Origin of the sequence: Brevundimonas sp., from assembly GCF_035561115.1 — a bacterium.
In the GTDB taxonomy this organism is placed as follows: domain Bacteria; phylum Pseudomonadota; class Alphaproteobacteria; order Caulobacterales; family Caulobacteraceae; genus Brevundimonas.
This window is the reverse complement of record NZ_DATMYH010000021.1, coordinates 18,287-41,502: the sequence shown is the minus strand read 5'-3', so window position 1 is coordinate 41,502 and position 23,216 is coordinate 18,287. Positions and strand designations below refer to the sequence as shown.

21 protein-coding genes and 1 pseudogene are annotated in these 23,216 nt (G+C 68.4%); 18 read left to right on the top strand and 4 right to left on the bottom strand.

Annotated elements, in window-relative coordinates; genetic code table 11:
• Positions 1 to 13: 13 nt before the first annotated feature.
• On the bottom strand, positions 14 to 229 hold the full coding sequence (locus tag VN378_RS02815; RefSeq protein ID WP_230307560.1) for a methyltransferase family protein: 216 nt from the start codon (positions 227 to 229) through the stop codon (positions 14 to 16).
• Positions 230 to 853: 624 nt separating this feature from the next.
• Between VN378_RS02815 and VN378_RS02810 the strand changes: the two genes are divergently transcribed.
• From VN378_RS02810 to VN378_RS02800, 3 genes are read left to right on the top strand one after another with little or no spacing between them, the layout of a single operon-like run.
• Complete coding sequence (locus VN378_RS02810) at positions 854 to 1,825, top strand: HlyD family secretion protein (protein ID WP_230307561.1); 972 nt, start codon at positions 854 to 856, stop codon at positions 1,823 to 1,825.
• Positions 1,826 to 1,829: 4 nt separating this feature from the next.
• On the top strand, positions 1,830 to 3,536 hold the full coding sequence (locus VN378_RS02805) for an ATP-binding cassette domain-containing protein (protein ID WP_325740773.1): 1,707 nt from the start codon (positions 1,830 to 1,832) through the stop codon (positions 3,534 to 3,536).
• Complete coding sequence (locus tag VN378_RS02800) at positions 3,533 to 4,627, top strand: ABC transporter permease (protein ID WP_154725701.1); 1,095 nt, start codon at positions 3,533 to 3,535, stop codon at positions 4,625 to 4,627. The genes VN378_RS02805 and VN378_RS02800 overlap by 4 nt, the downstream gene beginning before the upstream one ends.
• Here the strand turns inward: VN378_RS02800 and VN378_RS02795 are convergent.
• Positions 4,570 to 4,794: a hypothetical protein gene (locus tag VN378_RS02795; protein ID WP_325740770.1), complete on the bottom strand. Its 225-nt coding sequence runs from the start codon at positions 4,792 to 4,794 to the stop codon at positions 4,570 to 4,572. The two genes, VN378_RS02800 and VN378_RS02795, sit on opposite strands and share 58 nt — an antisense overlap.
• Between VN378_RS02795 and VN378_RS16840 the strand changes: the two are divergent.
• The 9 genes and pseudogenes from VN378_RS16840 to VN378_RS02755 all read left to right on the top strand — a co-directional run.
• Positions 4,693 to 4,956: pseudogene (locus VN378_RS16840) on the top strand (ABC transporter permease); the annotation flags it as partial. The gene VN378_RS02795 and the pseudogene VN378_RS16840 sit on opposite strands and share 102 nt — an antisense overlap.
• A gap of 52 nt (positions 4,957 to 5,008) precedes the next feature.
• Positions 5,009 to 5,728, top strand: coding sequence for an ABC transporter permease (locus VN378_RS02790; RefSeq protein ID WP_325740769.1), 720 nt, complete (start codon positions 5,009 to 5,011; stop codon positions 5,726 to 5,728).
• Positions 5,729 to 5,745: 17 nt separating this feature from the next.
• Positions 5,746 to 6,783: an NAD(P)-dependent oxidoreductase gene (locus VN378_RS02785; protein ID WP_154725703.1), complete on the top strand. Its 1,038-nt coding sequence runs from the start codon at positions 5,746 to 5,748 to the stop codon at positions 6,781 to 6,783.
• Between the two features lie 157 nt (positions 6,784 to 6,940).
• A complete protein-coding gene (locus VN378_RS02780) occupies positions 6,941 to 7,885 on the top strand; it encodes a ribose-phosphate pyrophosphokinase (RefSeq protein ID WP_154725704.1) in 945 nt (314 codons plus the stop codon).
• 662 nt (positions 7,886 to 8,547) lie between these two features.
• A complete protein-coding gene (locus VN378_RS02775; RefSeq protein ID WP_325740765.1) occupies positions 8,548 to 9,888 on the top strand; it encodes a TolC family protein in 1,341 nt (446 codons plus the stop codon).
• Positions 9,885 to 11,198 carry an efflux RND transporter periplasmic adaptor subunit gene (locus VN378_RS02770; RefSeq protein WP_292072312.1) on the top strand — a complete coding sequence of 438 codons (1,314 nt, stop codon included), beginning with the start codon at positions 9,885 to 9,887 and terminating at the stop codon, positions 11,196 to 11,198. Before VN378_RS02775 ends, VN378_RS02770 begins: the two co-directional genes overlap by 4 nt.
• Positions 11,195 to 14,344, top strand: coding sequence for an efflux RND transporter permease subunit (locus VN378_RS02765; protein WP_305758992.1), 3,150 nt, complete (start codon positions 11,195 to 11,197; stop codon positions 14,342 to 14,344). Before VN378_RS02770 ends, VN378_RS02765 begins: the two co-directional genes overlap by 4 nt.
• A complete protein-coding gene (locus VN378_RS02760) occupies positions 14,341 to 14,718 on the top strand; it encodes a copper-binding protein (protein ID WP_305758993.1) in 378 nt (125 codons plus the stop codon). Before VN378_RS02765 ends, VN378_RS02760 begins: the two co-directional genes overlap by 4 nt.
• Positions 14,719 to 15,083: 365 nt before the next feature.
• Positions 15,084 to 15,545 carry a c-type cytochrome gene (locus VN378_RS02755; protein WP_292128226.1) on the top strand — a complete coding sequence of 154 codons (462 nt, stop codon included), beginning with the start codon at positions 15,084 to 15,086 and terminating at the stop codon, positions 15,543 to 15,545.
• 98 nt (positions 15,546 to 15,643) lie between these two features.
• Here VN378_RS02755 and VN378_RS02750 read toward each other — a convergent pair whose 3' ends face one another.
• Both VN378_RS02750 and VN378_RS02745 read right to left on the bottom strand, forming a co-directional pair.
• Positions 15,644 to 18,052 carry a glycoside hydrolase family 65 protein gene (locus VN378_RS02750; RefSeq protein WP_325740758.1) on the bottom strand — a complete coding sequence of 803 codons (2,409 nt, stop codon included), beginning with the start codon at positions 18,050 to 18,052 and terminating at the stop codon, positions 15,644 to 15,646.
• The gene (locus VN378_RS02745) at positions 17,959 to 18,717 is read right to left on the bottom strand and encodes an HAD family hydrolase (protein WP_230307564.1); all 759 of its coding nucleotides are present in this window, start codon (positions 18,715 to 18,717) and stop codon (positions 17,959 to 17,961) included. The genes VN378_RS02750 and VN378_RS02745 overlap by 94 nt, the downstream gene beginning before the upstream one ends.
• A 105-nt stretch (positions 18,718 to 18,822) precedes the next feature.
• Here VN378_RS02745 and VN378_RS02740 point away from each other — a divergent pair, with 105 nt between their 5' ends.
• The 6 genes from VN378_RS02740 to VN378_RS02715 all read left to right on the top strand — a co-directional run bounded on the left by VN378_RS02740 (position 18,823) and on the right by VN378_RS02715 (position 23,201).
• Positions 18,823 to 19,872, top strand: coding sequence for a type II glyceraldehyde-3-phosphate dehydrogenase (locus VN378_RS02740; protein WP_154725710.1), 1,050 nt, complete (start codon positions 18,823 to 18,825; stop codon positions 19,870 to 19,872).
• Between the two features lie 122 nt (positions 19,873 to 19,994).
• Complete coding sequence (locus VN378_RS02735; protein WP_154725711.1) at positions 19,995 to 20,354, top strand: heavy-metal-associated domain-containing protein; 360 nt, start codon at positions 19,995 to 19,997, stop codon at positions 20,352 to 20,354.
• Positions 20,355 to 20,401: 47 nt separating this feature from the next.
• A complete protein-coding gene (locus VN378_RS02730) occupies positions 20,402 to 21,625 on the top strand; it encodes an MFS transporter (RefSeq protein WP_325740756.1) in 1,224 nt (407 codons plus the stop codon).
• 93 nt (positions 21,626 to 21,718) lie between these two features.
• On the top strand, positions 21,719 to 22,180 hold the full coding sequence (locus tag VN378_RS02725; RefSeq protein WP_230307565.1) for a DUF305 domain-containing protein: 462 nt from the start codon (positions 21,719 to 21,721) through the stop codon (positions 22,178 to 22,180).
• Positions 22,181 to 22,260: 80 nt separating this feature from the next.
• Positions 22,261 to 22,755: a pyridoxamine 5'-phosphate oxidase family protein gene (locus VN378_RS02720; RefSeq protein WP_154725712.1), complete on the top strand. Its 495-nt coding sequence runs from the start codon at positions 22,261 to 22,263 to the stop codon at positions 22,753 to 22,755.
• A gap of 5 nt (positions 22,756 to 22,760) precedes the next feature.
• The gene (locus VN378_RS02715; protein ID WP_154725727.1) at positions 22,761 to 23,201 is read left to right on the top strand and encodes a hypothetical protein; all 441 of its coding nucleotides are present in this window, start codon (positions 22,761 to 22,763) and stop codon (positions 23,199 to 23,201) included.
• Positions 23,202 to 23,216 lie beyond the last annotated feature (15 nt).

The following is a 23,216-nucleotide window of genomic DNA, read 5'->3' as shown; positions in this document are numbered from 1 at the left end:
ACTCCGGTGAAAATCAAACTTCAGGCCGGGCGGGCCGGAACACGGGACCGAGTCGGGAGAGGAACGCCGGCGTCGCCCGCCGGTATCCGGCCCAGGCCGGGCCGAAGCGGGCGGCGGTTTCGCGCTCCTCCTCCACGGCCAGGCGCCAGTACAGGACAACGAGCGCTGGAAACATCGCCAGGGTGAGCAGCCTCGGCCACTGAAGCAGAACGCCGATCATGATCAACACGAAGCCGGCCTACTGCGGGTGGCGGATGGATTTGCACGGACCGGTCGTCGTCAGCCTGCCCTCGCGTTGGGCGCGATGAAGCACCGGCCAGGCGGAGATGAGCCAGAACTCGCCGCGTGAAGACCCGGCCGATCCCGGGGGAATTGGAGGTCATGCGAGGCCCCTTCCGTTCTGAACACCGTCCGCCGTCTGACGCCTCACCCGACCGATCATTACCGACGCGGAAGGCCGACGGTCGTAAGACCCGCCGGTCGCCGGCGTCAGACCCTGGGCCATCAGGTCATTGTCCGATCAAGGATCCAGTCGTGGCAAGCCGTTCATCGTCGCTCCCAACAGCGGGCCTCGACCTGCTAATTCGGCGTCTTCGCCAAGGGGCCGGGCGGACTGGCGCCCTGTCTGCGCGGCCGGATCGAGACGCACACCGCGGGGCCCCCGGCTGGCGCGATCATGTCCGACGAAGCTTGGGGGGACTTCGGCGCCGGATCTCCTCTCCCGGCTCGAAGCGCGGCTGCCCCTTGCGCACAGCCGCCGTCGCGGGCGGCTTTCCAAGCGCGTAAGCAATCCTTCCAGCCGGCGTCTTCAGGATCAGCGCATCGAACAGGCGAGCGCGTCCGGAGGCAGGATGTGAGGATTCAGGGGCGACGTCTGACGGTGCTGGTCGCTGTCGGCCTCATTCTGGTCGCCGCCGGCTCCGCCGTCGCCTTCTGGCGGCTGCAGACCGCTCCGGCGCCGGCGCAGGTCATCTACGGCAGCGGGCGGATCGAGGTCGACGAGGTGCGTGTCTCGTTTGAGCTGTCCGGCCGTCTACTGCAGAACCACGCCCTGGAAGGCGCCCCGGTTCGGGCCGGAGCCCCGCTGGCCTCGATCGACCCGTCCGACGCCCGTCTGCTCATGAATCGCGCCGCCGCCCAGCGCGCCGCCGCCGGGCAGACCGTGGCCCAGGTGAGCAGCCAGATCGATCTGGCCCGCCATCACGCCGCTTCGGCCCGGGCGGATCTGTCGCGCTATGAGGCCTTGGCGCGCGAGGGATATGTCACGGCCCAACGCCTCGACGTTGTCCGCAACGCCCATCAGGCCGCCGTGGATCAGATCAGCCTGCTCGAGGCTCGCCGGGGCGAGGCCGTCGCCCAGGCCGAGGCGGCGTCCCAGACCCTGGCCCTGGGCCGATCGCAGCTGGTCAGGACCCATATCGCCTCGCCGATATCGGGGGCGGTGCTGGAGCGTCTCGCCGAGCCCGGCGAAGTGATCGTCGCCGGCCAGCCCGTGGTGGTGCTGGCCAATCTGTCTCGGGTGAGGCTGCGCGTGTTCGTTCGGGAGCCGGACCTGGGCAAGGTCCGTCTGGGGGCTCCCGCCAAGCTGCGGGTTGACGCCTTTCCCGGCCGGGATTTCGCGGCGCGCGTGGCCCGGGTCGACGCCCAGGCCCAGTTCACCCCCCGCGATATTCACATGCAGGACGAACGGGGCCGGACCGTCTACGGGGTCACTCTGGAGGCTGAAAATCCGGACGGGCTGCTCAAGCCCGGCATGCCGGCCGATGCATGGATTCTGTGGGACGCCTCCGCCGGCTGGCCCGACCGTCTCGCCGTTCCGGAGTAGGGGGATGGCCGAGGCTGTCGTCGAGGCCCGCGGACTGGGGCGCCGATACGGCGCCCGTAGCGTGCTGGAGAACATCGATCTCGACGTCCACGCCGGGCAGGTGTTCGGCGTGGTCGGCCCCGACGGAGCGGGCAAATCCACCCTGCTGCAGATGCTGGCCGCCATCCTGCGCCCGAGCGCGGGGACATGCCAGGTTCTGGGGCGCGACGTCCGGCGCGATCCGGCCGGGGTGCAGGCGCGCGTCGGCTACATGTCGCAGGGCTTCTCCCTGTACGATCGCCTCACCGTCGCCGAAAACCTGGCCTTCGCGGCGGACATCCGCGACGTCACCGGACCGGACCGGGCCGTGCGCGGCGCCGAGCTGCTCCGCATGGCCGGGCTGGACCGCTTTCAGCACCGCCGCGAGGGACAACTGTCGGGGGGCATGCGCAAGAAGCTGGCCCTGTGCGCCAACCTCATGCACGAGCCCCCGCTGCTCATCCTCGACGAGCCCAGCCTGGGCGTGGACCCGCTGTCGAGACGGGAGCTGTGGCGAATCCTCGACCGGGCGCGAACCGAGGGCCGGACGATCGTGTTCGCGACCTCCTACATGGACGAGGCCGACGCCTGCGACCGCGTCCTGCTTCTGCGGGATGGAAAGCCCCTCGCGCTTGGAGCCCCGCAGGAGTTGCGACGCGACGTGGCCGGGCAGGTCTACAGGATCACCGGTCCGGCCCTGGACCGGATCGAGGCGGCGCTCGAGACCGACGTCGGCGTGATCAGCTTCCAGCGCCGCGCGGGCCGGGAAGTGCGAGCGCAGGTCCGGGACGGGTCGAGGCTGGCGCCGATCGAGGCGGCCGTGGCGGAGGCCGCCGTTCCCACCATGGAGGACGTGTTCACCTTCGCCTCGGCGCCCCCGCCCGCGCCGCCTGGCGCGGCCTCCGCCGCGCCCCCGCAGCCGCCGCCGCCGCGCATCCGGAATGACGTGATCGTCTCGCGCGGCGTCAGCGTTCGGTTCGGGGATTTCAAGGCTGTGGACGATGTGACGATCACGGTCGCCGAGGGGGAGATCCTCGGCCTGCTCGGCCCCAACGGCGCCGGCAAGACCACCCTGATCCGCATCCTGTGCGGGCTGCTCTCGCCCGGGGAGGGGACCGCCGAGGTGGCGGGGTTCGACGTGGCGCGCCAGAGCGAGGCGGTGCGCGCGCGCATCGGCTACATGTCCCAGCGGTTTTCCCTCTACCCCGACCTGAGCGCGCGCGAGAACCTGACATTCTTCGCGCGCGCCTATGGCGTGCCCCGATCCGAACTGCACGGCCGAATCGCCTGGGCCAGTGCGCGCGCCAGTCTCGAGGACGCGGGGGAGGGCGCGGTGCGGGACCTGTCCGGGGCCACGCGCCAGCGGCTGGCGCTGGCCTGCGCCATCGTCCACCGGCCCAGGGTGCTCTTCCTCGACGAGCCGACCTCCGGGGTCGACCCCCTGTCCAGATTCCGGTTCTGGCGCCTGATCGCGGCCCTGGCCGCCGACGGCGTGGGGATCGTCGTCACCACCCACTACATGGAGGAGGCCGCGTTCTGCGATCGTCTGGGGCTGATGATGGACGGCCGGCTCATCGCCCTGGGCCCGCTGACGAGGCTGACCGACGAGCTTGGACTCGTGACGCCCGATGTCGAGGCGGTCTTTCTCGGCTTCATCGAGCGAGAACGCACCGGGCAGGGGAGGGCGGCGTGAAGGCGCGGCGCGTTCTGGCCTTCGCCCGCAAGGAGGTGCTGGAGATCTCGCGCGACCGCTTCACCATGGGGGTGGCGCTGCTCATGCCCCTGATGATGCTGTTCCTGTTCGTCTACGGCATATCGCTGGATGTCGACCGGGCGCCGCTGATCGTGGTGGACCATGACCGGACCGCCGCCAGCCGGGAGCTGCAGGCCCGGTTTCTCAACTCGGGATATTTCATCCTCCAGGCGGCGCCGGAGGACGAACGGTCGGCCGAACACGCCCTGATGCGCGGGACGGCCCGGGCGGCCCTGTTCATCCCGCCGGGCTTCTCCGGCCGCCTTGGACGCGGCGAGGACGCGCCCGTGCAGTTCGTGGTCGACGGCACCTACGCCAGCACGGCGGCGATCCTGTCGGCCTATGGCCGGGCCATCCTCCACGCCTATCCGGAGGAGGTGCGCCTTCCTCTCAGGCCCGAGGTGCGCGTCTGGTACAATCCGCAACTGCGCAGCCGCAACTTCATCGTACCGGGCCTGTTCGCGGTGATCCTCATGGCCTTTCCGCCGTTGCTCACGGCGCTGGCCGTGGCGCGCGAAAAGGAGCTGGGCACCATCGCCCAGATCTACGCCTCGCCCCTGACCGGGAGCGAGTTCATCGCCGGCAAACTGCTGCCCTACGCCGTGATCGCCTATGCGGAACTTCTCCTCGTCGTCTTTGGCGGGGTAGTCTGGTTCGAGGTGCCCGTACGGGGAAGCGTGGGGCTGCTCCTCGCCGTGGGGCTTCTCTACGTTCTTTGCACGGTTTCCATCGGACTGCTCGTCTCCACCCTCGTGCGCACCCAGCTGGCCGCCATGTTGACGGCCCTGATCGTGACCCTGATGCCGGCCTTCCTGTTTTCCGGCTTCGTCTATCCGCTTTTCACCATGCCGCCGGCGTTTCAGGCCTACGCCTCAGCCCTGCCCACGCGGTATTTTCTCGAGTTCTCACGCGGGGTCGTGCTGCGGGGCGCGGGGCTCGGGGACCTCTGGCCCAACGTCCTCGTGTTGGCGGCCTATACCGCGACGGTGTTCGCGCTCGCCGCCTGGCGGTTCCGCAAGAGGATCGCCTGATGCTGTCCGGCCGTCTCGCGGGATTGATCACCAAGGAATTCGCCCAGTTTCTGCGCGACCCGGTGATGCTGTTCGTGGTGATCTTTCTCTACACGGCCGAACTGGTCATGTGCACCATGGCCCTGGGTTTCGACGTCCAGCATCTCAAGCTGGCCGTGGTCGATCACGACCGCTCCGCCGTCAGCCGCGCCCTGATCGAGGAATTGACCACGGGCGACAATTTCGTGCTCGCCGATCAGTTCACCAGCCTGCGCGAGGCGGAAGACCGGCTGCGGCGCGGCGCGCTCGACGTGGTCGTCGAAATACCGCCGCGCATGGGCGCCCGGCTGGCCGCCGGACGCCCGGCGTCGTTCGGAGTCGTGGTCGACGGATCCAACGGCAATGTCGCGGCGCGCGCGCGCCTATGTGATCGAACAGAGCGCCCGCTTCGTGGAGAGCCGGCGTCCGGCCGGGGATCGGCGGGCCGCCGTCCGGCCGGAAGTGCGGGTCTGGTACAATCCGGACCTGACCAACACCCGGTTCATGGCCCTGTCGATGCTGGCCCAGGCCGGTCTGATGCTCGGCGTGGTCCTGCCGGCGGCCGCGATCGTTCGGGAAAAGCAGGAAGGCACCATCGAGCAACTTCGGGTTACTCCGATCCGCGCCCACGAATTGTTCATCGCCAAGATCACGCCGACCCTGGTGATCTGCACCGGCGCGGTGTTTCCCGCCCTGGTCATCATGACGCTGATGGGCGTGCCGATGCGGGGCGACGTGTTCATCCTGCTTATTCTCACGGTCGTCTACCTGCTGAGCGCCGTCTCGCTCGGCACCTTTGTGGGCGCCATCACCCAGACGCTGCAGCAGGCGATGCTCGTGGGCTTCTTCGGCCTGTTTCCGCTTCTCTTCCTGTCCGGGAGCATCGCCCCCATCGAGAGCATGCCGCCGTGGCTCCAAACCGCCTCGCTGGCCAGTCCCCAACGCCACTATGTCGAGATTGTATCGGGGCTGTTCCTGAAGGGGGCGGGACTGGCCGAACTGTGGCGGCAGGCGCTGGCCTTGGGGGCCATCAGCAGCGCTATGTTTCTGAGCGCCTGGCTGGTCTTCAGGCGCCGCTGGTAGGACAGGGAGGGCCCGAAATGAAGATCGTGATTTTCGAAACCGAGCAGTGGGAGGCGGCCGCCTGCGCCCGCCTCGCCGGGCCCCATGCCCTGGCCTGCACTCCGGAACCACTCCGCCCGGACAACGTCGCCCGCTTCGCCGATGCGGAGGTGATCAGTCCCTTCGTCCATTCGAACCTCGGCGCCGCCGTTCTGGCCCGCATGCCCCGGCTGCGGCTGATCGCCACCCGATCGACCGGATACGACCATGTCGATCTCGCCTATTGCCGAGAGGCCGCAATCACCGTTTGCAATGTGCCGGACTACGGCGATCATACCGTCGCCGAGCACGTCTTCGCCCTGCTGCTGGCCTTGTGCCGACATATTCCGGAGGCGACGGAGCGGGTGCGCCGGGGCGATGTCCGGGCGCGGGACCTCCGCGGGGTGGAGCTTACGGGAAAGACCCTCGGCGTGATCGGCGCCGGCCGGATCGGTCGCCGCGTGCTCCAGATCGCGCGCGGCTTCGGCATGCGGACGCTCGCTTCCGACCCGTCTCCGGACGCCGCAGCGCGAAAAGATCCCGACTTCCACGCTGTTTCATTGCCGGTGCTTCTCGCCGCCTCGGACGTGATTTCGCTGCACGCCCCGGGCGGCTCCGGCCTGCGCCTGTCGGATCCGGAGTTTGCACTCATGAAGACCGGCGCCCTGCTCATCAACACGGCGCGCGGCGGAGCCGTCGATCCCGCCGCCCTTCTTCGCGCGCTCTCGTCGGGCCGGCTCGCGGGCGCCGGCCTCGACGTCATCGCCGAGGAGCAGGCGTTTGGCGATGAGGCGGAGATCTTCCGGCAGGACGCCCAGGTCGACCCCGCCCGGCTGCGCGCCTTGCTGGCGGATCACGCCCTGGTTCGGCTGCCCAATGTCCTGGTCACGCCCCACATCGCCTACAATACCCAGGAGGCGGTCGACAGGATCATCGAGACCACCCTTGGCAACATCGAAGCCTATGCCGCGGGCGCGGCCCGGAACGTGGTGACGGCGGTCACGCCGGCCTCACCATCGCCGGGGGGGCCGACCTGAGCGTCGTCGGACATGCGGTTCCGACCGCCGGAGCCGCATCCTTCCGCGCTCGCCGACACCCGCTTTCGCGATCAGTCCGGCGCCGCAGTAAGATTTCACGCGCGCCTGCGTCTGTCGGAGAGCCTGCCGGCCGTCCGCCGGTCCATCGGAGGTTCTCGTGCGACTGATCGTGCCGCTGCCTGGAAATGAGGCCTTCGCCGAACGGCTCGCCACGGCCGGCGGGTTCGAATTGGGCCGTCTCGAAACCCGGCGCTTTCCGGACGGGGAGAGCTACGTCCGTCACCTCTCGGATATGGCGGGTCGGACGGTCGATCTGGTCTGCAGCCTGGCCCGCCCGGACCCCGGCTTTCTGAGCCTGCTGTTCGCGGCCGACGCCGCGCGGGATCTCGGCGCCGCGCAGGTGAGCCTGGTCGCGCCCTACCTCGCCTATATGCGCCAGGACCGGCGGTTCAAGCCCGGAGAGGCGGTCACCTCGCGCCCGTTCGCGCGTCTGCTGTCCGGGGCGTTCGACCGGTTGATCACGGTGGATCCCCATCTGCACCGCTATCCGGATCTGGCGGCGCTGTACGCCATTCCGACCGCGACGCTGCATGCGGCGCCCGTGCTGGCGGACTGGATCGCGGCCGAGGTTCCGGATGCCCTGATCATAGGTCCGGATGAGGAGAGCGAACAATGGGTCGCGGCCGTCGCCGCCAGGGTGGGAGCCCCGCACATCGTGTTGCGCAAGATCCGCCGGGGCGATCGCGAGGTCGAGATCGTTCTGCCCGATCTCGGCGCCTGGACCGGCAGACGGCCTGTGCTGATCGACGACATCGCCTCCTCGGGTCGGACCCTGATCGAGGCTGCGCGACGGCTGCAGGCGCAGGGCCTGAAGCCCCCGGTCTGCGTGGTCGTGCATGCTGTGTTCGCCGATAACGCCTTCGAGGAACTGGCCCGGATATCCGATCAGGTGGTGTCCACTGACAGCGTGCCGCATCCGAGCAACGCCATCTCCCTGGCGCCGCTGCTGGCGTCGGCGCTGCGTGAACCTGACGCAGCGGGGCCGGCCCGCCGCCGCCGCAGGTCCGAGTCCGGCGCCGTGACCACCGAGGGTCCGGGATGAACATCTCGCAAGGGAGAGGCGAATGAGACGCGGACAGTGGAACCTGGTTCGTTCCCACTTCATCGGCGCCCGGAGGCTCGCCCGGGCGAGCTTGCGGCACGGCCGCAGATCCCTCTCGTTCGGAATGTCAAGCCGGGGTTTGAGCGGAGCGCTCGCCGTCTTGACACGCCGGAGAGCGAAGCGGAACGTCGATGGCATGTGGCGCATCGTTCGCACGCTTTTGTTCGCCCTCGCCCTGGCTGGCTCCATCGGCCAGGCGTCGGCGTTCGCCGCGCCCCAGCGGCCGGGCGTGACCGCAGACGCCATGGCCGCCATGCCGGATTGCGCCGAAATGATGATGCAGGCAGGCGCCGAAGGTCCGGCGCCCTGCGATGACTCTGGGCCCCACTGCCTGGGCCTCGCTGCCTGCGCGGCAGTCGCGGTTCCTCTTCCGTCCGACGCGGGCGTCACGGCCCGGCCGTCGGCGCCGCATCGCCAGCAGGTCGCATTGAGCGCCGATGACACCCGTGCAGGGGAGCGGCCGACGCCCCTGGGCGACCCTCCCAAGTCTCCGGCATAGCCCGACTTCGCTGACCATGGCCCGCGCTCGCGTGGGCGGTGATCGAACGACTAGCATCCCGCGTCGCACCAAGGTGATCGACGCGGGGCTCGAGGACATTCCCATGAACTCCGGCTATCGGACGGCTCCAGGCCGTCACATGTCGAGCGCCGCGGTCGATCCCGATCGCGGAAAATCACTCCAGTTGGCCAGGATCGCCCCCAGGGGAACGGTGGCCGCTGCCGCGGCCGCCATCGGCTTGTTCGCCGCCATTGGCATGCCCGCTGCGGCGGAGCCGATGACTTTCGACGAGGCCCTCGCGCTCGCCGCAACCACCGCTCCGCAGCTGCGGGCCAGCGCCCTCGGCGTGGAGGCGGCCTCGGCGGCCTCGGCGGCCGCGGGTCGGCTCCCGGATCCACAGCTCCGGTTCGGAATCGACAACCTGCCGGTCTCGGGCCCCATGGCCGGGCGGTTCGGCGACGACGAAATGACCATGGCCCGCATCGGCCTCATGCAGGAGGTCCCCAGCCGCGCCCGGCGACGGGCGGAACGCGCCATGGCGGAGGCCGACATCGACGTGGCCGCCGCCGCCGACGCGATCGCGCGCCGCGAGGCGCGGGTGGCCGCCGGCGTGGCCTGGCTCGATCTGCACTACGCCGGGCGCCGGCTCGCGACGCTCGAGGAGGTGCTGTCGGCGCTGGAGCCGCTCTGGGAGGCCGCCCCCGCGGGCGTGGCCGCCGGAACGGACCGGCCGGCCGGCGCCCTGGCCCCCGTCGTGCTGCAGGCCGCCCTGCAGGACAGGCACAGCAGGCTCATGGCCGATGTGGCGAGGGCGCGCGCCGAACTGACGCGCTGGACGGGCGACGCGGACCCGGCGGCGAGCGGGCCGGCTCCCGACCTCGAGATCGACCCGACCGGTCTGAGGGCGGGTCTTGAGCGCCTTCCGACCCTGCAGGCCTGGCGGGCGGCTGGAAGCCGCGCCGATGCCGAGGTCGCCCTCGCCCGATCGGGGCGACGGCCCGATTGGGCCTTCGAGGTCAGCTACGGTCGCCGCGATCCGATGTTCGGAGACATGCTGTCGGTGGGCGCCAGCGTCCGTTTGCCGCTCTTCGCCAATCAGCGCCAGGAGCCGCTGATCGCCGCCCGCTCGGCCGACGCCCTGGGCGTCCGGCTGGAGCGCGAGGCCGCGGCGCGCGAACTGCGCGCCTCCCTGGACGCCGACCTCGCCGATCTCGCCGCACGCCGCGACCAGTGGGTCCGGTCGCGCGATGTCATCGTCCCGGCCGCCCGCCAGCAGGCCGATCTGGAAACCGCCAGCTACGCCGCCGGGCGGGCGGGCCTGGCGGATGTCCTGAACGCCTTCACCGCCCTGGCCGACGCGCGTCTGGAAGCCCTCGACCGCGAAGCCGCCGTTGCTCGCGACACCGTCCGCATCACCCTCGCCTACAGGAGCGACGACCAATGACCGGTTCCAACCCTCGCGTCGCGCTCGTCGCGGGCGCTGTCCTGGTCCTCGGCGTGGGCCTCGCGGCCGGCCTGATCGGCCGCCCCATGCTGGAGCGTGCGAATGGGGCCGCCGCCGGCCAGACCGCATCCGCGGAGCGCGAGATTCTCTACTGGTACGATCCGATGCTGCCCAATGAACGCTACCCGGGTCCGGGCCGCTCCTCGATGAACATGGAGCTGATCCCGAAATACGCCGACGAGGCGGACGGCGCGCCCGGCGTGCGCATCGATCCCTCCCTGACCCAGAATCTCGGCATGCGTCTGGCGACGGCGCGCCGGGCGTCGCTGGAGGGCGATCTCAACGCCTCCGCTGTCATCGACTACAACCAGCGCGACGTGGCCATCGTCCAGGCCCGCGCCGCCGGTTTCGTCCAGCGAGTCTACAGCCGCGCGCCCGGGGACGTGATCGCCGCCGGCGCCCCCCTGGTCGACCTGCTCATCCCGGAGTGGGCGGGGGCCCAGGGCGAGTATCTGGCCGTCCGCCGGACGGGTGACGCGGCCCTGATCGAGGCGGCCCGGCGGCGGCTCCTGTTGCTCGGGATGTCCGAGGCGTTGATCGTCCAGGTCGAACGGACCGGACGGCCGAGGACCACGGTGACCATCGTCAGTCCGTCCGCCGGCGCCATCCGCACCCTGGGCGTTCGGGCCGGGATGAGCGTCACCCCGGGCATGACCCTGGCCGAGATCAGCGGACTGTCGACGGTCTGGCTGAATGCCGCCATACCCGAGCTCCAGGCGGGCCGGCTGCGCCTTGGCCAATCCGTCGAGGTCGCGCTCTCGGCCTTCCCCGGCGAGCGGTTCAGCGGACGTCTGACGGCGCTGCTGCCCGAGGTTTCCGGGGACAGCCGCACGCTCACGGCGCGCATCGAGATGGCCAATCGCGCGGGACTCCTGCGGCCCGGCATGTACGGGCAGATCACCTTCGGCGGCGGCGGCGGAGAGGTGCTGGTGGTTCCGTCCGAGGCCGTGATCCGAACGGGCGAAAGAACCCTCGTCATGCTGGCCCTGCCCGAGGGGCGCTACCAGCCGGCCGAGGTCCGGACCGGACGGGAATCCGGCGGGATGACCGAGGTCGTGGCCGGGCTGGCGGAGGGCGAACGCCTCGTGGCCTCCGGTCAGTTCCTGATCGATTCCGAAGCCAGCCTGTCCGGGATGGCGGCCCGGGCGATTTCGGGCGAGCGCCCGGCTGTGCCTCCGGCTTCACCCGCCACGCCCCCTGCGCCGGCCGCGGTGAACGGGCACGCCGGCCACGGTGGAGCCGCGCAATGATCGCCGCCCTCATTCGCGCCTCCGTTCGCGCTCGCTTTCTTGTGCTCATGGCCGCCGTCGCCCTGGCGGCGGCGGGCCTCTGGGCGGTGCGGACGACCCCGGTCGACGCCCTGCCGGATCTGTCCGACGTCCAGGTCATCATTCGCACCAGCTATCCCGGGCAGGCGCCGCAGATCGTCGAGAACCAGGTCACCTATCCGCTGGCCACCACCATGCTGTCGGTGCCTGGCGCGCGCACGGTGCGCGGCTACTCCTTCTTCGGCGACAGTTTCGTCTACGTCCTGTTCGACGAGGGGACCGACCTCTACTGGGCGCGGTCGCGGGTTCTCGAATACCTGAACCAGGTGCAGGCCCGCCTCCCTGAGAGCGCTCGTCCCGCCCTGGGTCCGGACGCCACCGGCGTCGGCTGGGTCTATGAATACGCCCTCGTCGACCGCTCCGGCCGCCACGACCTGGCCCAGCTGAGAAGCCTGCAGGACTGGTTCCTCCGATATGAGCTGAAAACCGTTCCAGGCGTGGCCGAGGTGGCCAGCATCGGCGGCATGGTCCGGCAGTATCAGGTGGTGCTCGACCCCGTCCGGCTGGCCGCCTATGGCGTCACCCACCAGGCCGTGGTCGAGGCGATCGGGCGCGCCAACTCGGAGACCGGCGGGTCGGTGCTGGAGCTGGCCGAAGCCGAATATATGGTCAGAGCCAACGGCTATCTGACCAGTCTCGATGACTTCCGTGCCGTCCCCGTCCGCACGGCGGCGGGCGGCGTGCCCGTCACCCTCGGCGACGTCGCCACGGTTCAGGTCGGTCCCGAGATGCGGCGCGGGATCGCCGAGCTGAACGGCGAGGGCGAGGTGGCCGGGGGAGTGGTCATCCTGCGCTCGGGCGGCGACGCCCGGGCCACCATCGCCGCCGTCGCCGACCGGCTCGAGACCCTGAAGGCCGGATTGCCTCCCGGGGTCGAGGTGGTGACGACCTATGACCGCTCGCAGCTCATCGACCGCGCCATCGCCAATCTCAGCACAAAGCTGATCGAGGAGTTCATCGTCGTCGCCCTCGTCTGCGGTCTGTTCCTGTGGCACGCCCGGTCCGCCCTGGTGGCCATCCTGACCTTGCCGCTCGGCGTGCTCGCCGCCTTTCTGGTCATGAACCTGCAGGGGGTGAACGCCAACATCATGTCGCTGGGCGGCATCGCCATCGCCGTGGGCGCCATGGTCGATGCGGCCGTAGTCATGATCGAGAACGCCCACAAGCATATCGAGCGATGGGAGCATGAGCACCCCGACGAACCACTCGCGGGAGAGATCCGCTGGAAGGTGATCACCGACGCAGCGGCGGAAGTCGGTCCGGCCCTGTTTCTGAGCCTGGTGATCATCACCCTGTCGTTCATTCCGGTGTTCAGCCTGCAGGCCCAGGAGGGTCGGCTGTTCGCGCCGCTGGCCTTCACCAAGAGCTACGCCATGGCGGCGGCGGCCATTCTTTCGGTCACCCTGGTGCCGGTCCTGATGGGCTATCTCATCAGGGGGCGCATCCCCGCGGAGCAGTCCAATCCCGTCAACCGATGGCTGACGCACATCTATCGCGGCCCGCTCGACTGGGTGCTGCGGCGACCGCGGACGACCCTGGCGATCGCTGTCATCGCGTTCGCCACCACGGCCTGGCCGCTCAGCCAGATCGGTGGCGAGTTCATGCCCGCCATGGACGAGGGCGATCTGCTCTATATGCCGTCCGCCCAGCCGGGTCTGTCGGCGGCGGCGGCGTCAGCGCTGCTGCAGAGGACAGACCGGATGATCCGCACCATTCCCGAGGTCGCCACCGTGTTCGGCAAGGCGGGGAGGGCGGAATCCGCCACCGATCCAGCGCCGCTGGAGATGTTCGAGACTACGATCCAGTTCAAACCACGCGACCAGTGGCGCCCCGGCATGACGCCGGAGAAGCTGGTCGAGGAGCTCGACCGCGCGGTTCAGGTTCCGGGCCTGGCCAACGTCTGGGTGCCGCCAATCCGCAACCGCATCGACATGCTGGCGACCGGCATCAAGAGCCCCATCGGCGTCAAGGTCTCCGGGGCCGATCTGGCCGTGATCGACCGCATCGCCGGCCGCGTCGCCGAGGTCGCGGGGGATGTGCCGGGGGTGAGCTCGGCGATCGCGGAGCGCCTGACCGGCGGCCGGTATGTGGATGTCGATATCGATCGCGCCGCCGCCGGCCGCTACGGGCTCACCATCGCCGATGTCCAGTCGATCGTCGGCGGCGCCATCGGCGGCGAGACCATCGGTCAAACCATTGAGGGGGTGGCGCGCTATCCGATCAGCGTCCGCTATCCCCGCGAACTGCGCGACAATCCCGAACAGCTGCGGAATCTTCCGGTCCTGACCCCGGCGGGCCAGCAGATCACCCTGGGCGCGGTGGCCGAGATCCGTATCGCCGATGGGCCGCCGATGCTCAAGTCCGAGAACGGACGGCCTTCAACCTGGGTCTATATCGACGTGCGAGGCCGGGATCTGGCGTCGGTGGTGGGGGACCTGCGGCGGGCGGTCGCTGCGGAGGTCGATCTCGGTCCCGGGGTGAGCATCGCCTACTCCGGCCAGTTCGAATATCTCGAGCGCGCCGCCAACCGCCTGAAGATCGTTGTGCCGGCGACGCTCGCGATCATCTTCCTGCTGCTCTACCTGACCTTCGGCCGATTCGACGAAGCCGCCCTGATCATGGCCACGCTGCCCTTCGCCCTGACCGGGGGCGTATGGATGCTCTACCTGCTCGGCTTCAATCAGTCGGTCGCGACCGGGGTGGGGTTCATCGCCCTGGCCGGCCTGTCGGCCGAGTTCGGCGTGGTGATGCTGATTTACCTCAAGCACGCGCTCAGGGATCGGGGGCCCCACCCTGACGCCCTGCAGGTCGAGGAAGCGGTCCGGGAAGGCGCTCTGCTCAGGGTTCGGCCCAAGGCGATGACCGTGGCCGTGATCCTGGCGGGCCTGTTCCCGATCCTGATCGGCCACGGCGCCGGCTCGGAGATCATGAGCCGGATCGCCGCGCCCGTTATAGGCGGCATGATCACGGCGCCTTTGCTGTCGATGCTCGTTATCCCCGCGGGCTATCTGCTGCTGAGACGTCGCAGGTTCCGTTCGACCCCCGTCCTTCGAGGAGACACACAATGAAGCGCCGTATAATCCTGCTGACCGGTATCACTGCCGTTCTGGCCGCCTGCGGTCAGCAGGCGGAACCCGTAAGCCCGGCGATCCCGATGGCCCAGCCCGGATCACCGACGGTTGGCGCGGGTGGCGCCTCGACGCCGCCGACCGCCGACGCCACGACCGCAGACGGCGCGGGCGTCATCACAGCCGTGGACCCGGCGGCGGCGACGATCACCATCAACCACGAGGCCATCCGTTCAATCGGATGGCCCGCGATGACCATGACGTTCAAGGCTTCGCCGGCTGTGTTGCGGGAGGCCGCCGTCGGTGACCGCATCCAGTTCGATCTGACAGTACGGGACGGAGCCGGAGAGGTGACGGCGATCTACCCTCACTGATCCCCGGAGCGTCATGCGATGAGGACGGTCCATCGATCAGGTTGGAGGATGGCGCCGGGCCGGCCACCGATGTTGTGCCCAGCTCAAATGGCGGAACCGGTTCGGCCCGTCTGCCCCATGCAACGTCCTGCGTTGTGGAGGCGACGATCTTTTCACCCTTGCCGGCATGCGGAGCATGCTTGCCGGCGTGCTGAGCATTGAGCCGACGGAAGACGTAGAAGCCTCGCTCTACCAAGGCCCTCACCAGGTCTTCGGGGTCAGGTGAGTCCTGGACGGAAGGCGGGGTCTGCGCGCCAGCGAGGACGACATTTTTTCACGGAGTTTCCGCTCCCGACAAGCATCGAAGGTCCAACGGGTGCGCCACGATGACATTGATCGAAATCAATGCCGGGCGCTTCGTCGAGGATCAGGCTGGTCGAATGTGCGGTATGGAGAGCGTCTTGAGGTTGATCGCGATTGCTGCCGTGTTGATGCTGATGGGATGCACAGCTGGTCCCGAATATCGCGAAGCTGCTGGCACGGCTGACGCGGCGAAATACTATCCCAAACCGGCTGTGGACCTCGCCTCGGCGGCGCGGGGGCGAGCGCTCGTGCAGAGCCGGTGCGCGGCGTGCCATTCCGTCGGGCCGACCGGCGAAAGCCCGGTGGCGGGCGCGCCCCCGCTGCGTCATCTCGGAACCCGTTATCCCGTGACGGATCTTCAGGAAGCCTTCGCCGAGGGCCTAACCAACGGACATCCTAAGATGCCGGAAATCACCCTGGAGGGCGACCAGATTACGGATCTGATCGCCTATCTTCAGGACGTCCAGAACCATTCGAGACCTTAGCCGGCCGGCAGCCGTTCAGGGAGGCGGCGCGGTGAGGACCACGCCAGGAGGGCCAGTCCGCGCGTCCTCGCATTGATCCATATCGCCTTGGCCGATGGTTACCGCGAACGATCATCACTTTGGCGGGGTCGCTTGATGTCTGTGACAAGGGCCTGGTCGAGGCTGAGACTGTGCGGTTGTCCATAGATGGTGATGATCATCGGCTGTCCGGATTCCAGCGAGACGTCGAGTTTCTGATTGGTCTGGTCGATCCTGACCGCGAGGCTTCGGCCTCGCCACTGGAGGCCGAAGCCCAGGCTGAGCCAACTCGCCGGCAAATGGGGGGCGAGGCCGATGCCGTCGCTTCGCAGCGACAGCCCGGCGAACCCAAAGACCGTCATCAGCCACAGGCCGCCCTGCGCCGCGATATGAATACCACCGCCGATCGCCACCTTGGTGTCGGCGAGATCGATCGCCGCGGTTCTGTGGAAATAGTCCAGCGCCATCTCGACATCGCCCAGACGGGCGGCGACGAGCCCGTGCATGGCGGTGCTCAATGAGCTGCCGTGACCGCAACGGGGCTCGTAGTACCGGAAGTTGGTCGCTCCGGTTTCGCCTGCAAACTCTTCGGGCAACAGGGCCAGCAGGGCGACGACATCGGCCTGTTTGATGACCTGGGACCGCTGGGTTCGCTCGCGGCCGAGCACCACGTCCATCGGAACGGAACGGCCCGCATAAGCTGACAGGTCCACGTCTTCGAGATCGAAATAGCCCGTGAACTGCTCGAACAGGCCCGTGTCCGGATCCAGGCCGGTCGCCATCGTCTCGGCGACGCCGGTCCAGTGCCCGAGGTCGGCCTCATCCAGGTCGAGGCGCCGGCAGAGAATGGTCCATTCTGCGGGCCACCGCTCGCCCAGCATGGCCGCGACCTCGAGCGCCCGACGAATGTTCCAGCGCGCCATGACGTTGGTGAAGGCGTTGTCGTCGATGGCCTCGTGATACTCGTCGGGGCCGATGACGCCGCGGATGTGATGCAAGCCGTCCGCCTCGGGCTGGGCCCGACTGGCCCAGAAGCGTCCGGTTTCGAGAAGGATTTCCGCGCCGGCCGCGACCAGGAATTCGTCGTCGCCCGTGGCCTGCCAGTATTGCCAGACGGCATAGGCGACGTCGGCGCTGATGTGTTGCTCCTGGGCGCCGGTGAGGATGTCGATGATCTGCCGGTCCGGACCGACGGCCTGCTCAGGTGTCGCCTCCAGCCCGGTGTCGGTGGACTCCCAGGCGTAGAATGCTCCCCGCCAGCCCCTCTCGGCCGCCTTCGCTCTCGCGCCGTCCAGGGTATGGAAGCGGTACATCAGCAAGGACCGGGCTGCTTCGGGCCAGGTCAGGATATAGAAGGGCAGCAGGAAGATTTCGGTGTCCCAGAAGACATGCCCGCGATAGTCGGCGCCGGTCAGGCCCCGAGCGCCGATCGAGACACGCGGGTCGTCCGGGTTGGCGGCGCTGTTGAGGTGGTAGACCGCAAACCGAATCGCCTTCTGCGCCGCGGCGTCGCCTTCAACCTCGACGTCGCTGCACGACCAACGATTTGCCCATGCCGTTTCGTGTTGCTCCATCACGCTTCGCCAGCCTGACCGTCGGGCGTCCGAAAGTTCTTTCCGTACAATCGCGCCAGGATCCTGATCGGGACCGTCGCTTCGCGCCACCGTCACGATCCGCTCGAGACAGACGACTTGCCCCGGGCGGGCGCGCCAGGTCCACGACCATTTGAGCGGGGCGAGCGCCGTCGGCGGCAGATCCTGACCGTCGATCCGCAAGGCCACGGCTGCCGCCATGGCGAGACGTTTGCCGGAGTGATGAGTGCGCCACAGGCCGAATTCGGTCTCGAGGCGTTCGGAAATGAGGTCGTGATCGCCGCCTTCGAAAGAAGCTTCCAGTGTGATGTCAGTCGCGCCCTGATCGACCTCCAGATGCAGCAACTGCAGGCCGAGCGACCGCCGGCTCAGCGAGACGAAGCGCAGGAGACCCAGTCGGACGCTCACGGCTGTTCCTTCCACCAGGCGACATTCGGCGAGCGCCAGGCCGCGCCTCATGTCGAGCGTCAGTGGGTGTGAGGGCCCTTGTCCGAAGTGGTGGACAAGCGGTCCTCCCGCCAGGCCGATGCGGACGTCCAACCAGTCTGGAGCGAAAGCCCTTTCCGGGACCGGCCGGTCCGTGTCCGGCGTATCGAACAGCCCGGCGACATAGGAGTTCGGCGAAACGAGGCGCCGGAACGATCGATTGACGGCGTGGGAGGCCCGGGCCCCGAGAAAACCGTTGCTGACCGTGAAGCGGGTTTCGCGATCGCTCTCGCGGAGCGGATCGCAGCCATCGTCGTTCAGGACCCATGCGGCATCCGCCGTCGGCTCCAGCGCCTGTTTCATGGTCCTGGGTTCCTTCACGGTGTCCGAGCCTTGAGACGGCCCAGCGCGAGATCGACCACCGCGACGTCGTCCAGGGTTTTGACGACCAGGTCCGATCCCGCCGCCCACAGTTGGTCCGCGTCGCCCAGCCGGGCGACGCCGAGCGCCGCCATGCCGCCGGCGCGGGCCGCCTGAATGCCCGCAGGCGCGTCCTCGGCCACGAAGCACTGCGCCGGCGAAACACCGAGCTCTGCGGCCGCGATCAGGAAAAGCTCCGGGTCCGGCTTGCCGCGCTTCAGATCGCGACCGGAGACATTGACGCGGAAGATGTCGAGCAGGCTCTGGCCGGTGCTGAGGATGATCGGCCGCATCATGTCGGTGGCGTTCCTGGACGATGAAGCGGCCGCCATGGGCCAGCCGAGAGCCGCGACCGCCTCGACGAAACGCAGGGCGTCCGGGAAGGCTGCGACCGCGCCGGTCTGGATCAGCGTTTCAAGCCGTGCCTGCTTTCGTTCGGCGTAAATGGCCGCGTGGCGTTCAGCCTTGCTCACGCCCAGGGCCTCAAGGGCGGAACGGGCGCCGTCGAGACGCGGCTTGCCCGCGACCTGGGACTGATACATCGCCGTCGTGAAGCGCTCGCGTTCAGCGAAGCTGCCGAGCGCGTCGCGCCACGCTCGCTCGTGAGGCGATGCGAGCAGGACCCCATCCACGTCGAAGATGCCCGCAGTCAGCATTCGCTGCGATCCGCCCACGATCCGGCTTTTGCGGTCATTCGTGTAGGGCTTCCGCTTCATCCGCCATCCGTCCAGAATGACATGCATCGGCGCGCCGAACCTTGATCCGGATCAACGCGCCGGCCGTGCATCGCCTGTTCTATGTCTCCCAAGCGAGAGTTCCTTATGATCAAACCAATACGGGTCGCCGTGAACGGATATGGCGTCATCGGCAAACGCGTCGCCGATGCGGTCAAGGCTCAGAAGGACATGACCCTGATCGGCGTGGCCGACGTCGCGACGGACTGGCGCACCCGGGTCCTTCAGACAAAGGGCGTGCCGCTCTTTGCCGCCACGCCCAAGGCATTTGACGAACTCCGGGCCGCAGGACGCCGAACGGCCGGTCAGCTGGACGATCTGTTGGGCGAGGTCGATGTCATCATTGACTGCACGCCCAAGCACGTGGCGGCGGACAACGTTCCCCTCTACCGGGCCCGGAGCCTGAAGTTCATCCTTCAGGGGGGAGAGAAGCACGCCGTGACGGGACACTCTTTCGTCGCGGAGGCCAGTTTCGAGACGGCGGTCGGCCGTCAGGCGACCCGGGTCGTGTCGTGCAACACCACCGCGACGGTGCGCACTCTGAGCGCTTTGAAGCGCGCCGGGCTGCTTCAGCGGGCCCGGGGCACCCTGCTTCGACGCGCGACCGATCCGTGGGAAAGCCACAAGGGCGGCATCATGAACACCCTCGTTCCCGAGCCCGAAATCCCCAGTCACCAGGGTCCCGACGCCCAAACCGTCGATCCGGACCTCGATGTGGTGACCATGGCGGTCAAGGTGCCTGAGACGATCGCCCACCTCCACTACTGGTCGGTCCAGATGACCCGACCGGTGGACAAGGAGGAGGTGCTCGACGCCTTCCGATCCTCGTCACGCATCCTGCTGATGAAGGACGCGTATGGTCTGGACGCCCTCAACGCCGTCAAGGAGCTGATGGCGGATCGGGGCCGATCCCGCGGCGACCTTTACGAGGTGGCGCTTTGGGCCGACATGCTCACGGTGCAGGGCGATGAACTCTTCTACGCCTATATGGTCGACAATCAGGCGATCGTCGTGCCGGAGACCATCGACGCCATAAGGGCTCTAGACGGACGCGAGACATCGGGCCGCCGGTCGATCGCCGCGACGGATTTGGCCATGGGGATCGACAACGACCTGTTCGCCGGGAACCGGGTCTGAACGTCGGAGTCGCCGCTGTCCGAGCAGGTTTGTAACGATATCCGGGTCGTCGCCGTCAGGGAGGGGGAAGATAATCGAGCGGGGTGTCCTTCGGACGTCCCGTCACCAGTCAGAAAGCAGCCATGACCACCCGCACACTCGACGTCGGCAATCTGTTTTCCGTCCTTGGAGCGCGCGGGATAGAGCGACAACTGCGCCGCATCGACGGTGTCGGCCGCGTATCGGTGAACCCGGTTTCGGGCTCCACGACGGTCGCCTATGACGCGGCCAGGACCAGCCTGTCTGATATCAGGGCCGCGATCGAGGCCTGCGGCTTTCACTGCGCCGGAGGGGCCCTGCCCAAACATGTTTGCCAGGACCACCCGGCGCCGGCCGAAGGCACCCCCGAGCCGGTCGAACCCGCGGCGGCCGAGGCGCATCGAGGGCATGCCGGGAGCGCAGCCGCCGGGGCGAAGCCGTCTCGCGGGGAGGCGGCGGCGTGAAACGCCGCGCTCAATCAAACCTCTCTTCCGCGGCGATGGCCGTGTTGATGGCGTCAGCCTTCACGGTGTCGATGGGCTTCGGAGTCGTCCTGCCCCTGCTGCCCTTCCTGATTGAACGCCTGCTTGGCGGGGGGGCTGAGGCAGGACAAATCTCCCGGGCGACAGGCTTGCTGACCGGCCTTTACATGCTGTCGCTGTTTCTCTTCGCCCCCATGTGGGGACGCCTGTCCGACAGGTATGGACGCCGTGTCGTCCTGCTGATCGGCCTGATCGGCTTCGGCGCCACCATGCTGGTCTTCGCCTTCGTCGAGAGCCTCTTCGCCGTCTACGCGGAGCGCGTCCTGAGCGGCCTGTTCGCCGCAGCCGTCACGCCGGTGGCGCTGGCCGCCATCGGAGATCTGGCGGCGACCGAAGAGGCGCGGGCGCGCCGCCTGACCTTCGTCAGCCTGGCGGGCATTTCGGGATTTCTACTGGGACCCATGCTGGGCGTCTTCATCGCTCGCGCCGGCGCCGACATGGTCGCGACCGCCGATCCGATGGCGTCGTTGACGTTTCCGCTGGCCGCGACGGCCGTTCTGGCGTTTGCCATCGCCGGCGCCGCCGTCGTCGCCCTGCCGCGAACCCGGCGCCAGGGTTGGCTCGCCAGTCCGGATCCCACCGTATCGCCGACAAGCCGATGGCTGATCCCCAATCTCCTGATCCTGGGGTTCATCGTCGCCGCCGGAGTCGGTGTGTTCGAGGTCGGGCTGGCGCTGCGCGGGAAACAGGAACTGGGCATGACCCCCACCCAGATCGCCCTGATGTTCACGGAGTGCAGCCTGGTCATGCTCGTGGTGCAGGCCCTGGTGTTTTCGCCCTGGGTCAAACCCTCGACGACCCGCTGGCTGATCGCGCCGGCGCTGGCTGTCCTGGGGATCGGGCTGTTTCTGCTGCCGCGCGCCACCGATTTCAACCTGATGCTCGCGGTGATCGGCGCGGTGGCGGCCAGCGCCGGCATTCTGGCGCCGATCCTGACCTACTGGACCTCCAGCAAGGCCGGCGAGGCTCAAGGGGCGCAACTCGGCAAGCAGACAGCCGCTGCAAGCCTGGGGGCGGCCGTCGGTTCGGCGGCGGGAGGGTTGTTGTACGATGTCGCCTGGTTGCCCGACGCGTCATTCCTCATCATGGCCGCGGTGACCGGTTTGGGCGTTGTGCTCAGCCTCGGCTTGCCCCGGATGCTCGGCCAGCGCCGGCCGGCTGACAGTTCAGGCGCACCTCGCCTGGCGAACTGAACCAACGGCGCCGGTGTTCGTTGAAATGGCAGTCGCCGCGGTCCGGTCGTCACGTCCGGTTGGCTGGTGGCTCGATCCAAAGGATCCACCGCCATGTTCACCTTCACAGAACGGCCCGTCAGGCGGACCGCCATTGCCTTGTCGACGCTTTTCTTGCTCGCCGTCGCCGGGTGCGCCGCCACCGCGTCGGACTCCGGTATGGCGATGCCGGATCGGCCGATGGCCGGCATGAGCATGCCACAGTCAGCCTCGAGCAGCGGCATGATGGGCCAGGATCATGCGATGCCGCCGGGGATGAACATGCCTCGGACCGTCTTCTCCGAGGCCGAGATGGGCATGCACCGCGCCATGATGATGGCGACCGACGTGAACACACAGCGCACGTGGGCCCGCAAGATGATCGCCCACCACCGGGGGGCCATCGCGATGTCGCAGGCTCTGCTGGGAAGTGATGCCACCGATGCTGAAGCCCGCCGCATGGCTCAGGCGGTCATTGACGCGCAGACACGGGAAATCGCGGAACTCGAATCCTGGCTTGAGCGCCATCCCGGTTGAACTCTTGAGGGCGGTGCGGCGGTGTCCCGACACCCTCTGCCTTCGCGGTCCGACGCCCCTTGCAATCTGGAGGATTTGAGTTGGACCTTGAACAGAGGGAGTTGATCCTCTCCATTCTCAGCCGGGCAGACACCCTGACCGTGGCGACGGTCCGTGAAGACGGCTGGCCGCAGGCGACGGTCGTGAGTTTCGTGAACGACGACCTCGACCTCTATTTCGGGACGACTTTTCACTCGCAGAAGCTGGAAAACATCGCCCGGGACTCCCGGGTGTCCGCGACCGTCACCCCCGAGCATGAGACGTCGAAACCCATCCAGGCGATCTCGCTCGCGGCGGTGGCGCAGCGGGTTACGGACCCCGGGGAGCTGTTGAACGTGGCTGGACTGGTTCTGAAGAAGTTTCCCCGACCGGGGCCTCCCGCGCCGGCTGGGGTGTTGGAGGGTGTGGCGGTCGTTCGCCTGCGCCCCACCATCGTCTCGCTTCTGGACTACAGCCGATCCTTTGGTCAGACGGATCTGATCGAGCTGGGTGACCGTCAAGCCTCGCCCGATCACCGGGACGAACGGCTTCCGTGACCGGGATGACGTTGCGCACGCTCGCGACGGGTGCGCTCGCCCTGGGGGGAATGATCCTCATCGGCATGGGACTCTGGTTCGTCTTCCTGCGACCGGCGCTGCTGCCTGAAGACGCCAGATACATGGGGTCCACCGTGGCGCAGATCCAGGACATCCTGCCCCGGCTGGCCCCGTGGCTCCGGCGCGTCTTCGGCGTGCTGGGGGGCTATATGCTCGCCACCGGTCTGCTGACCGTCCATGTCGCGATGACGACTTTCCGGTCCGCCCGGCCCGGGGCGACGATGGTCGCGGCCGTCTCGGGGCTGGTATCGATCGGCGGCATGGCCGTCACCAACTTCGCCATCGACTCCGATTTCAAATGGCTGCTGTTGGCCTTCACCCTGCCGTGGGTGGTGGCCCTTGCGCTGTCCCGGGCCGACGCGAGGCGCATGGACCCAGGCGCATGAGCTGTCGCGGCGCGC